This window comes from Shinella sp. CPCC 101442 (genome assembly GCF_024704725.1).
Classification (GTDB): domain Bacteria; phylum Pseudomonadota; class Alphaproteobacteria; order Rhizobiales; family Rhizobiaceae; genus Shinella.
Map to the genome: position 1 here is coordinate 71931 of NZ_JALIQS010000011.1, position 9266 is coordinate 81196.

Sequence of the window (9266 nt, forward strand, 5' to 3'; positions counted from 1 at the left end):
GGTCCTCAACTAGAGCCGGCAACCGCCATAGACAGAGCTGCGGCTAGGATTGTCGCCGAGATGACGAAGATTCACGGCGGAGAGTGGAGGTCGAAGGTTGATCATCAGCATCGGACTGTGATGATTTGGTCGCTGGATTAGTTTCCAACTGCGTTATGATGGTCGACATTATAATGTCGATGTTCCGAGGAGTGAGGCCGTCAATTCTGGATATCAACGCCAGGATTGCGGCCCGTCCACGAACGCGATCGGATGGTGCGTTTTTCTTCAGCCGTGGCGTCGCGGCTGACCGCGCTTCTTCTAGGGCGTTCGCCAAAGAAGCTTCGGGATTTGGGCCGGCGAGAGAGATGACCGAGTCTGGAATCGGATGTCCGGTTACGTCAGCGATCTGATAAAGTTCTTCGGCTGACAGCTTCCGCTTTTCTTTGGTGGCCTTGTATATCTTGGAGCGGTCATTCGACCAAGCGGGATACCTCTCGGTCAGCCGTCGGGCCAATTCCGATTGCGTCCACCCTTTATGGGCCATCGCTTCCAAGAGCCAAGTTGAGATCATGCGAGATGTGTAACGGGTCCTCTCGTACAAGTCTGTGGCGAACATCGCTACAAAACAGCTTGCATGATGTAGCGATAATGGCTACAAAAGGGCATGGAACCTGCACGTAGCATCATCGACAGACTTGGTGGACCAAACAAGGTCGCGGACATCGCGGGTGTCCACCGCACGCGCGTATCGAACTGGGCTCGCAAGAAGGAGGACGGTGGAACTGGTGGGATAATCCCATTTAAGCACCTTCCCCTTCTTATTGCTGCAGCCCGTGAGCGTGGCCTTGAACTCTGCGCTGACGATTTCCTCCCACGCACTGAGGAGACCGCCGCATGAGCACCGAGACCCACACCATCCACGAAGAAGAAATTCAACGAGCCTTGCTGCTGGTCGTCGAGCTGCGTCAAATGCAGGGCACGACAGGCCGCGAGAAGGCGATCTTCCTTTCCAAGGCGATCAACGACGCCGTGATGGCGGAGAGGGAGAATAAGACTCAGACGACGCGCAAAAAGATCATCGAGGCGCTGGTCGATTTTCCCCACAGCATCGATGACAGCAAGGTTGAAATCCGTTTCGACCCGCGCCGTACCGGCCACAACGCGCTCAACCAGTTCCTGAGCGTTCTGGAGGGGCAATTCACCGCCGCTCCGAAAGCGGAGGGCTGAGACATGAGCGCCGACAAGAAACTCAAGGCCTACATCGACCGCGTCCTCCGCCTCAAGGAAGAGCAGGACACGATCGGTGACGATATCCGCGAAGTCTACGCCGAGGCTAAGGGCGAAGGCTACGACAAGACCGTCATGGGCAAGCTCGTCGCCCATTTGCGCAAGGTCGCGAAGTCCGGCGCTGACGCAGTTGATGAAGCCGAATCCATCTTTGAAACCTACCTGTCGGCTTATCACCGCGCATCTGGCACGCCCGTTGCCACGCACACGCATGAGGAAGATTTCGACCCGATCACGGGTGAGTTCGTCGATGATGAAGACGCCAACCCGCGCCTGATCAAGCAGGTTGTCGACGGCACGCAGACCGAAGCCGGCCGTGCCGCGCTCCTGACCGTCATCAACATCATGACCGACCGTGAAGAGGCGGAAGCGATCACCAGTTCGGGCGGCTCCCCCTCCGCTCCTTCCTCGCTGACGACGCGCGAGGCCGAAGAAAGCGTCGTACCCCATTCGCCGGAAACGGCAACGGAGCAGCGGGTTAACGTACACTCCCAGCATGAGGGCGCGAATGCTCAGGCAACAGTGCAAAACGAGTGCGTGACAGTTGTCGGTACCGAGAGCGGAACCGTCGCCATTTCCGAGAAAGCCACCGTCGCCACTCAAGGCGAAGCGACGGAACCAACCAGCGACGAGCGCGAGACCGACCTTGATGAGGCGGTAGAACGAGATCGCGCCGCCGCCAACACAGGAGGCACCGATGTAGAGAGCAGCGCACCGCGCGCAGGTCTTGCGGACCCGACCTCGAACACAGGGGAGGGCGCTGCCAATACCGCTCTCCCCGCCGACGGCATCGTCATGGAATACGTGCCGCCGACCGGTATGAAGCGCCTGCCGTTCGCAAGCTGCTTCCCGGATCATTCCAAGGCTGAGTACGAGCGTCTTGAGAAGGACATCGCCGCCAGCCGAGTGCGCCAGCCGATCATCCGTCAGGGCAACGTGATCATTGACGGCTTTGCTCGCTACGCTATCGCCCGCAAATACGGCTTCGCGTACCCGGTCCAGGAATACACCGGGAATGACCTGCTCCTCGACCTGATCGAGTGGCAGCGCGCCGCCCGCAATTTCACCCCGGCGCAGGAAAAGAAGATCGCCGCCGAACTGGCGAAGGAATCCCCGCACCGTGCCGACGACATCATGGCCGCTTTCGGGCTGGCCGAAGCTCTGGAGGACGTAGCGTGAGGGCAATTCGTTTCTCAACCGGATATGACGCTGTAGCGCAGCGTATCGTCGAAGGCACCGACGGCATCGGGCGCAAGCAGGCCGCCCGCGCCGAAGTCTCGGAAATCGTGAAAGCCTACGTGGCGCGCAACGGTGTTCGCCGCTTCGATGCCGGAACGTCAGGCGACTACCTCGCCGTGAAGACCTTCCTCGCAGAGCGGGACTACACGCTCACCACTTACGGCAGAGCCTCAACCTACATCATCAAAGCCCCGGGCCAGCGCGGTCGTCCGAAGTCGATCGGCTGGTCGAAGGTGATCGAGTTCGTTGATGGGCTGCGCCAGAAAGACGGTCTTGAGCCTCTGAAGAGGAGGGCGGCATGAGCTGGATCGTCTGGCTGATCATCGCCTTCACCATCCTCTCCGGCGCCTGTGCCTTGCTCTTTATCTGGGCTGGCCGCGACGACGAGCGGAACGAGCAGTCTGGCGCCGTCGAAGGCGACCAGCGCCACTTTGGTCAGCGGTCTTCCCCCTCCCGCTGATCATCGAGCGGGCGGCTTCCCCCTCCCAGCTGCCCGCTCACCCTGATTTTCGGAAAGCCGCCCTGCAGCTTCATCACGACAGCGTGCGCGGCCATCCCGACCGGAATGAAAAGTGAGGGCACCGAAGCCGAGGATACCCCGGCGCCCTCCTGATCCCCGGCAGATGCGGCGGAAGAGCCAGGGGATGTTGAATTAGCGGTTTGCCCAGCGCGGCGGGCCGGAGACGGGAAAGGCAACACATCGCCGGCAAGCGATAGACCTTCCCCGTCACCATTGTGAGTGCTCCTGAAGTTCATCGGAAGCTCCTTTCGACAAGGACAAGATGAACGAAAGGAATTCGGGAATGTCGGAAAAGTTGTCCGGAAAATCGGAAAAGTTGAAACAGGGAAATGCAACGAAAATGGCTGACGTAACCACGGCAAATTTTCTTGTCGAGCAGATCGGAGGACGCAGGCGCCCCGTCGGTGACATGCTCCTTACTGCGTTCCGTGAGCTTTCGAAGCGCTTCCCGCACCGCGACGACCCCGAAAACAGATGGACGGAGCGACGGCTGAAGGCCTGGCGCTACAAGGAAAGCAAGGTGGTCGAGCACTTCCAGATGGTCGAGCTTTACGAGACAGCCGAGGCACTGCGGGCAGCGAGGAATGAACATGCAGAATACATCGCCAAGACCTCCCGCCTTCGCCAGATGGCTCAGCTTCGAGCGCAGACACACGATTGCGATGTGGCTTCGTGACAAGGCCGCTTGGGCCGCCGAGTGGATTTGCCCGGAGCTTTGCGACAACCAGGAGGATGGAAAATGAAGAACAGGCTGATCGACCTCAACAATCATCTCTTTTCTCAGCTCGAGCGTCTTTCCGAGGAGAACCTGACGGCTGAGCAAATCGAGACTGAGGTGAAGCGGACCGATGCAATCGTGGCGGTGAGCGAACAGCTGATCCGCAACTCGGACCTTTCGCTTAAGGCTGCAACTCTCGTCGCCAATCACGGCGACCGGTTCAAGCCGATGCTCCCGACGATCTTCCGCCAGCCCGACACGCTAGAGGGAAAAGCCATCGCCGACGGGAGCGAAAAATGAAGGGCCGCTACATCCTCTATAGTGATGCTGAAATGGCTTGGCTCGAAGAGAACAAAGCCCTCGTCATCGGTGACTATCACGCGGAGTTTGTGAAAGAGTTCGGCCGCGATGACGTCACCGCTGCGAACCTCCATGCGCTGCGCAAGCGCCGGAGCTGGAAGACTGGAAGAACTGGCTGCTTCTCGAAAGGGCAGGAGCCCTTCAACAAGGGTAAGAAATGCTCGCCTGGGAAAGGCGGCCGGCACCCGAACGCCCAGCGCACCCAGTTTAAATCTGGCCAGTTGCCGCACAACACGAAGTTCCTCGGTCATGAGCGTGTGTCGAAGGACGGTTACGTTGAGATCAGTGTCGACGAGCAAAACCCTCACACCGGATACGAGCGCCGCTATGCTCTAAAGCACCTCCATCTTTGGGAAAAGCTCAACGGCTCCGTTCCGGATGGGCATTGCCTGAAGTGCTTGGACGGCGATCGGCTCAATACCGATCCCACAAACTGGATCGCAGTTCCACGGGGTGTCCTTCCGAGGCTCAACGGCGGGCGCGCGACCCGAGTGATGGCTTACGACACGGCGCCTGAAGAGCTTAAGCCAGTCCTGATGACCATGGCACGCTTGGACCAAAAGGCGAGCGAGCTGGGCCGCAGGCGTGGCGGAGCCGTGTGATGCACCAGCTTGGCCTATTCGACGCTCTCCGACGGCCACCGGTTCGCATCGCCGTCGATTCCGACGGACCTGTCGTTCGCGATGATCCCGACTTCACGTTCCGCCTGCCGCACCCGCGCATGGCCTGGGACCGGGCCGAGATCGAGATCCACCGTCACAGCAATGGGCTTTGGATGTGGTCGACCAGCTACAACGCTGACATGGGCGGCGGCGCTTATCGAGTAGGCGCAAAGTGGGGCAAGTTCGCTGAAACCCGCGAGGACGCGCTGTTCTATGCTTGCGAAGAGCTAGAACGCGGCCTCGGCGATCGAGACACGACCGATGTTGCTCTCATCCGCAAGTGGGTTGTCTCTCTCAAGGATGACGCGAGGGCGTTCCAATGACCCTGGTCTCACGCCTCTACAACCACATTCGCTTCGCGAGCAGCGGCAAGGAACGCCAGTCGAGCACGCGACGGGGAGCATTTGCCTTCCATGGCGCGGGCGCAGAACGCAAGAGCCCGCTGGAACGCGCGGCCGTAGGTCACCGGCCATTTCTCGGCCAGAACGAACATGGCGTTTCGAGCGCAACTGATCGTCATCGCACGGGGCATACCCGGAAGGAGAATAGCAAGAGCGCGGTCCCAAGTCACAGAAAGCATTTCGTATTTCCCTGTTTGTTCGGGGCCAAGAATGCAGATCGTGTGCGGGTGGTTCCGTGTCAATTCTATGAAATTTTTATGAGGTTTGCGGCATGACCGAAGTCGACCTCCTCAAGGAAGAGATCAAAGAGCAGGAGCAGGAAATCTTCCGTCTCCGGAACTCGATGAACCGCGCCGACAACGGCGTGAAGCGCAAACGGATTGAGACGCTGAGCCGCACGCTGGGCCGGCTCAAGGCCGAAGTCGCCGCCCTTGAGAACAGGAGGGCGAGCGCATGACCTTAACGGATCATCTTCGACGGAATCTCCTCTCCCGGTATGGGCGTGACATCCGGTGCCTCTTCCGGAACGACATCGGGTCCCGGTTCTTCAATCGGACGCTCCGGAATGTCCGGCAGATCGTCTGGAGTCTCTTCCGGAGGAACTTCCAGGGGCTTCTTCGGATCGTTTGGGTCATTGGCCATATCGCTCTCCTCTACGGATACGCAACCGGCGCAGGCCGGCAAATGTTCCACGAGGTGGCGGCATGACGTGGTTCTTCGATCCGCTGCTCCCGCTTCACTACGAGCACATCGTCATCGACCCACCGTGGGGTTTCGACCTCTATAGCAAGGAAGGTGCGAAGAAGTCGGCGCTCGCGAAATACGAGCTGATGCGCGACGACGACGTGCGGCAGCTGCCCGTTGGCTCTCTCGCCTCCATGAATTGCCTTCTGTATTGCTGGGCCACCGCACCGCAGCTCCCCTTGGCAATCGACTGCGTGAAGGCATGGGGCTTCGAGTATAAGTCTGTTCTCGTATGGCGAAAGACCACGCCCGCCGGCAAGGTCCGCATGGGCACTGGCTATCGCGTCCGCACGACTGGCGAGGTCGTTGTGGTTGCCACGCTCGGCAACCCGAAGCAGGCCAGCATTCCGCAGACGATCTTTGACGGAATCGCTCGAGAGCATAGCCGCAAGCCGGATGAGTTCTATGCCCTCTGCGATCGGGTAATGCCTCATGCCCGTCGGGCCGACGTCTTCGCGCGTGAAAGCCGCGACGGCTGGCACAGCTTCGGCAACGAGGCGACCAAGTTCGACGAGGTGGCGGCATGACGTTCACCGCAGCTTTCCGCGCCCACGGCCCCGATGTACCTGAACTTGCTTCAGCGCTCGGGATTTCACACCCCGACGCCGACATGCTCAAGAACTGGATGATGGACAACAAGCCGCTCGACCACGAGCAAAAGCTGTTCGTCAACCGGTGGTGTGACCGTGTCGTCGCCGAGACCCTGCGGCGCGCGCGGCAGCAGATTGGCGGGGCAAGATGACCGGCGCAATCCGCATCCCCATCACCGATATGCCGCCCTCGGCCAACGCCATGCGCTCGCACTTTGTCGACGACGGCAAGGTCAAGAGCACAAAGAGCAAGGCCTATGCCGCCTGGAAGAAAGCAGCTTCGTGGGAAATTGCTGGTGCTCGGCCGGGAAGGATCGAAGGCCCGTATCGGCTCTACATCGCCGTCCAGCGCGACTGGTGCACCAAGCGCGCGCGCGACATCGACAACATCATCAAGCCCGTCTCCGACGCGTTGGTCGCGGCGGGCGTCGTGTCTGACGACAGCCTCGCCGAAGAGGTGAGGGCGAAGTGGGACGATAATCTCGGCGGACCGGCCGTTGTTGCGATGCTGGAAGCGGTTGAGGTGGGGTCATGAGCAACCGCGCATGGATGCCGCTTCACATCGCCGACTACCTCGCTGATACCGGCCACCTGACGGCAACCGAGCATGGCGCCTACCTGCTCATGATCATGCACTACTGGCAGAACGGCAGTCTGCCGGCGAACGAGCGCGTCATTGCGCGTATCGCCAAGCTCACCGTCGAGCAGTGGGAGGAGAGCCGCGATATCCTCGCGATGCTCTTCGGCCCGGACTGGTCGCACAAGCGCATCGACGCGGAGCTCTCGAAAGCCGACGAGATTATCGAGAAGCGCCGCTCGGCCGCAGAAGCACGGCACGGCAAGGGGAAAAAGCAAACCCGAGATGCAAATGCAATGCATGTGCAAAGCAAAAGCACTGATACGGGCGTGCCACCTTTAACCGATAACCTATCTGCTACTGCTTCTAACGAAGCAGCAGCATCCTGCGCTGGGCCTGACCTCGATCCTCAATCCCTCGAAAGCAAATTGCGGGACGCAGCCGGCGACAAGATGCAGCCGCATGCCGGCTTCGTCGTCGGCCCGGTGATGGAACTCATCCGACAAGGCGCTGACATCGACCTCGACGTCCTTCCGACCGTCCGCTCCGTCGCCGCCCGCCTCGGCCGTCCAGCGCGATCCTGGGACTATTTCGTCCCGGCCATTCAGGACGCGATGGATAAGCGCAAGGCCGCCGGCACATGGGAACACCGAGGCCAGGCGCCGCCGCCCGGCAAGCCGCCCAGCGCGGCGATGCAGCGCCATGAGCGCATCCGCCAGAACGTCAAACGCGAAATCTACGGTGATGAAAATGCAGACGATGCCGGCCCTGTCATCGACCTTCCAGAGCGAGATTACCGCCCTCACTGAAAAGCTCGCCCCGTCCGGACCGGACGAGGTGGCACGGTGCATCAACGCGCTTCTCGACGCTGGGCTAATGATCCCGTCGGCCGTTAGCGAGAATGACGCGATCGACCTCTACCGCGAGGCGCTGTCCGCAACGCCGATCGACGGTCTGCGCAAAGCGTTCATCAAGCTCAAGCGCGGCGGGTACTCGAAGCACGTCACGTTCTTGCCCAACCCGTCCGAACTGGCGGCGCTCGCCAATGCCGAAGCGGAATCGCTGCGCGCCGACAGGGCTCGCATGTCCGAACGGGCGAGGATGGTCCGCGAGAACGCCGCCCTTGGCATCAAGGCAGGCAAACACAAGCTCCTCAAGAACATCACGACCGACGCCCGGTTGCGGGCCGAAGAGCTTTCTCTTCTCGGTTGGTATCTCGTCGAAAACTGCTCGTCGCAAGAAAGCTGGGTCGGCCGGGTCAAGAAGGGGCTGCCGACCGGCGCGATTTTTCTCTGGGCCATCGGTGAAATCTGGGCGCCGCCGGGGGCGCAGGACACAGGGAGGGTTGCCGCATGAACGTCGAGTCCAAGCTCGAGACCTATATCACCAAGAAGGGCGTCCCCGCGAAGCGGATCACGTTTGAATGGACGGAAGAAAAGATCGCGCTTGCGGCGAAGATGTGGGGAGAGGGATTCACCGGCCCTGCCATTGCCGAGCGGCTTGGCGTGGCGCGCGGAAGTGTCTCGGCCGTCGCCAGCAAATTTCGTGACCGTTTCCCGAGCCGGCTTAACCCAGGCAAGAAGTCGGAAGACGGCAGCTATGTCGAGGTGCCGGAATATTGGCTCAAGCAGGCTGCAGGTCTCTGGATGGGCGGCGCCAACGCGAACAAGATCGCTGAAATCACCGGCGTCAAGCCGAGCACCGCGTACACCCGCATTGCAACGCGGCCCGATCTGTTTCCCGAACACCGGCTGCCGGATCCAGTGAGAGCGCTGCGAGGCGAAACCACTCTCGGAGACGACATCGTCATACACCACGTCAAGCGGACGCACATCACCGGCGAGGTTCACACCATGCCGCGGGTTTCGATCCTCTGCCGCGGGGAGGGGTGAGGATGAGCAAGATCGAGGAAGTAGCGAAGGCTCTCGCCAATCACGTCCACGAGGGCGGCGACTACGGCATGACCGGCGAGGAAGCCTACCAGGACCGCAAGGACGACTATCACGCCATGGCGCGAGTTGCGATTGCGGGGCTGCGGGAGCCGACCACGAACATGATCCTGAAAGGGCTTGTACGAAGCGAGCGCGATGACATCGAACTTACGCTCGAGGAAGTCGAAGACATCTGGCGGGCGATGATCGACGACGCACTGACTACGAATTGAACGGCGGCAACACGAGGAACAT

General features: G+C 60.6%; 18 protein-coding genes. 16 read left to right on the top strand and 2 right to left on the bottom strand.

What is annotated here, in order from left to right; all coding sequences use genetic code 11:
- Nucleotides 1-876 precede the first annotated feature (876 nt).
- From MUO32_RS26435 to MUO32_RS26470, 8 genes are all read left to right on the top strand, one after another.
- Nucleotides 877-1209 (top strand): hypothetical protein, encoded by a 333-nt coding sequence (locus tag MUO32_RS26435; RefSeq protein WP_257951355.1) that lies wholly within the window; start codon nucleotides 877-879, stop codon nucleotides 1207-1209.
- Nucleotides 1210-1212: 3 nt separating this feature from the next.
- A complete protein-coding gene (locus tag MUO32_RS29435) occupies nucleotides 1213-2448 on the top strand; it encodes a GapR family DNA-binding domain-containing protein (RefSeq protein ID WP_374708727.1) in 1236 nt (411 codons plus the stop codon).
- Nucleotides 2445-2810: a hypothetical protein gene (locus MUO32_RS26445; protein ID WP_257951356.1), complete on the top strand. Its 366-nt coding sequence runs from the start codon at nucleotides 2445-2447 to the stop codon at nucleotides 2808-2810. The genes MUO32_RS29435 and MUO32_RS26445 overlap by 4 nt, the downstream gene beginning before the upstream one ends.
- Nucleotides 2807-2968, top strand: a complete 162-nt coding sequence (locus MUO32_RS26450; protein WP_257951357.1) for a hypothetical protein — start codon at nucleotides 2807-2809, stop codon at nucleotides 2966-2968. The genes MUO32_RS26445 and MUO32_RS26450 overlap by 4 nt, the downstream gene beginning before the upstream one ends.
- A 343-nt stretch (nucleotides 2969-3311) precedes the next feature.
- Nucleotides 3312-3704, top strand: a complete 393-nt coding sequence (locus MUO32_RS26455; RefSeq protein WP_257951358.1) for a hypothetical protein — start codon at nucleotides 3312-3314, stop codon at nucleotides 3702-3704.
- Between the two features lie 63 nt (nucleotides 3705-3767).
- Entirely contained in the window at nucleotides 3768-4046 is a 279-nt protein-coding gene (locus tag MUO32_RS26460; RefSeq protein ID WP_257951359.1) for a hypothetical protein, read from the top strand.
- Nucleotides 4043-4708: an HNH endonuclease gene (locus MUO32_RS26465; protein ID WP_257951360.1), complete on the top strand. Its 666-nt coding sequence runs from the start codon at nucleotides 4043-4045 to the stop codon at nucleotides 4706-4708. The genes MUO32_RS26460 and MUO32_RS26465 overlap by 4 nt, the downstream gene beginning before the upstream one ends.
- On the top strand, nucleotides 4708-5091 hold the full coding sequence (locus MUO32_RS26470; protein WP_257951361.1) for a hypothetical protein: 384 nt from the start codon (nucleotides 4708-4710) through the stop codon (nucleotides 5089-5091). Before MUO32_RS26465 ends, MUO32_RS26470 begins: the two co-directional genes overlap by 1 nt.
- A gap of 8 nt (nucleotides 5092-5099) precedes the next feature.
- On the opposite strand, the gene MUO32_RS26475 is transcribed toward MUO32_RS26470, so the two are convergent.
- A complete protein-coding gene (locus MUO32_RS26475; RefSeq protein WP_257951362.1) occupies nucleotides 5100-5348 on the bottom strand; it encodes a DUF982 domain-containing protein in 249 nt (82 codons plus the stop codon).
- A 92-nt stretch (nucleotides 5349-5440) separates the two neighbouring features.
- On the opposite strand from MUO32_RS26475, the gene MUO32_RS26480 reads away from it, so the two are divergent.
- A complete protein-coding gene (locus MUO32_RS26480; RefSeq protein WP_257951363.1) occupies nucleotides 5441-5626 on the top strand; it encodes a hypothetical protein in 186 nt (61 codons plus the stop codon).
- Between the two features lie 2 nt (nucleotides 5627-5628).
- Here MUO32_RS26480 and MUO32_RS26485 read toward each other — a convergent pair whose 3' ends face one another.
- Nucleotides 5629-5811 (bottom strand): hypothetical protein, encoded by a 183-nt coding sequence (locus MUO32_RS26485; RefSeq protein ID WP_050743133.1) that lies wholly within the window; start codon nucleotides 5809-5811, stop codon nucleotides 5629-5631.
- Nucleotides 5812-5873: 62 nt separating this feature from the next.
- Here MUO32_RS26485 and MUO32_RS26490 point away from each other — a divergent pair, with 62 nt between their 5' ends.
- From MUO32_RS26490 to MUO32_RS26520, 7 genes are read left to right on the top strand one after another with little or no spacing between them, the layout of a single operon-like run.
- Entirely contained in the window at nucleotides 5874-6440 is a 567-nt protein-coding gene (locus MUO32_RS26490) for an MT-A70 family methyltransferase (RefSeq protein WP_257951364.1), read from the top strand.
- Nucleotides 6437-6655 carry a hypothetical protein gene (locus MUO32_RS26495; RefSeq protein WP_257951365.1) on the top strand — a complete coding sequence of 73 codons (219 nt, stop codon included), beginning with the start codon at nucleotides 6437-6439 and terminating at the stop codon, nucleotides 6653-6655. Before MUO32_RS26490 ends, MUO32_RS26495 begins: the two co-directional genes overlap by 4 nt.
- On the top strand, nucleotides 6652-7038 hold the full coding sequence (locus tag MUO32_RS26500; protein WP_257951366.1) for a RusA family crossover junction endodeoxyribonuclease: 387 nt from the start codon (nucleotides 6652-6654) through the stop codon (nucleotides 7036-7038). The genes MUO32_RS26495 and MUO32_RS26500 overlap by 4 nt, the downstream gene beginning before the upstream one ends.
- Nucleotides 7035-7889 (top strand): YdaU family protein, encoded by an 855-nt coding sequence (locus MUO32_RS26505; protein ID WP_257951367.1) that lies wholly within the window; start codon nucleotides 7035-7037, stop codon nucleotides 7887-7889. The genes MUO32_RS26500 and MUO32_RS26505 overlap by 4 nt, the downstream gene beginning before the upstream one ends.
- Nucleotides 7831-8436 (top strand): hypothetical protein, encoded by a 606-nt coding sequence (locus tag MUO32_RS26510; RefSeq protein ID WP_257951368.1) that lies wholly within the window; start codon nucleotides 7831-7833, stop codon nucleotides 8434-8436. The genes MUO32_RS26505 and MUO32_RS26510 overlap by 59 nt, the downstream gene beginning before the upstream one ends.
- Nucleotides 8433-8972: a hypothetical protein gene (locus MUO32_RS26515; RefSeq protein ID WP_257951369.1), complete on the top strand. Its 540-nt coding sequence runs from the start codon at nucleotides 8433-8435 to the stop codon at nucleotides 8970-8972. The genes MUO32_RS26510 and MUO32_RS26515 overlap by 4 nt, the downstream gene beginning before the upstream one ends.
- Before the next feature lie 2 nt (nucleotides 8973-8974).
- Complete coding sequence (locus MUO32_RS26520; protein ID WP_257951370.1) at nucleotides 8975-9244, top strand: hypothetical protein; 270 nt, start codon at nucleotides 8975-8977, stop codon at nucleotides 9242-9244.
- Nucleotides 9245-9266 lie beyond the last annotated feature (22 nt).